Here is a 788-nt window from a genome sequence, read left to right as displayed (position 1 = left end):
GGTGGGGTAACCGCAAGGAGCCAGCCGCCGAAGGTGGGATAGATGATTGGGGTGAAGTCGTAACAAGGTAGCCGTATCGGAAGGTGCGGCTGGATCACCTCCTTTCTATGGAGAATTGTCTTCTGCAACGAAGACATTCAAATCTAAAATCTAGTCAGGTCGGCTAGTTACTCACTCGTTGCTCAGTTTTGAGAGCTCAAACTCTCAAACGTTTGGTGGCGATAGCGAAGGGGTTCCACACGTTCCCATCCCGAACACGACCGTTAAGCCCTTCAGCGTCGATGGTACTTGGACCGCAGGGTCCTGGGAGAGTAGAACGCCGCCAAGCGTAAACCCTATTGGGTTTCAATAACAATATACGGGCCCTTAGCTCAGTTGGTTAGAGCGCACCTCTGATAAGGGTGAGGTCGGTGGTTCGAGTCCACCAGGGCCCACCATTTACACTTTCATAATTTAATATGGGGCCATAGCTCAGCTGGGAGAGCGCCTGCCTTGCAAGCAGGAGGTCAGCGGTTCGATCCCGCTTGGCTCCACCAACAAGATTTCAAGCTTGTTCTTTGAAAACTAGATATCGAAACGAAAATTGCGAATTAGAACATTCCTTTTAGCTGAACTTGTGTTAACAAGTTTCAAATATTAGTGATAACTGCATTGCTCATCATGAGCAGTTGGTTAAGCTACTAAGAGCACACGGAGGATGCCTAGGCGCTAGGAGCCGATGAAGGACGTGGCGAACAACGATACTGCCTCGGGGAGCTGTAAGCAAGCTTTGATCCGGGGATGTCCGA

2 tRNA genes and 3 rRNA genes are annotated in these 788 nt (G+C 50.1%); all 5 read left to right on the top strand.

Annotated elements, in window-relative coordinates:
- A 16S ribosomal RNA gene (locus GUA98_RS29290) occupies positions 1–105 on the top strand; the annotation flags it as partial.
- A 106-nt stretch (positions 106–211) separates the two neighbouring features.
- Positions 212–328: ribosomal RNA gene (gene rrf, locus GUA98_RS29285) — 5S ribosomal RNA — on the top strand.
- A 32-nt stretch (positions 329–360) separates the two neighbouring features.
- Positions 361–437, top strand: a tRNA-Ile gene (locus tag GUA98_RS29280).
- A gap of 23 nt (positions 438–460) precedes the next feature.
- A tRNA-Ala gene (locus GUA98_RS29275) sits at positions 461–536 on the top strand.
- A gap of 134 nt (positions 537–670) precedes the next feature.
- Positions 671–788 (top strand): 23S ribosomal RNA (locus tag GUA98_RS29270); the annotation flags it as partial.

Source organism: Paenibacillus sp. P13VS (genome assembly GCF_015143645.1).
Taxonomy (GTDB): domain Bacteria; phylum Bacillota; class Bacilli; order Paenibacillales; family Paenibacillaceae; genus Paenibacillus; species Paenibacillus xylanilyticus_A.
Note: the sequence above shows the minus strand (reverse complement) of the source record. Positions and strands in the feature narration are given on the sequence as shown.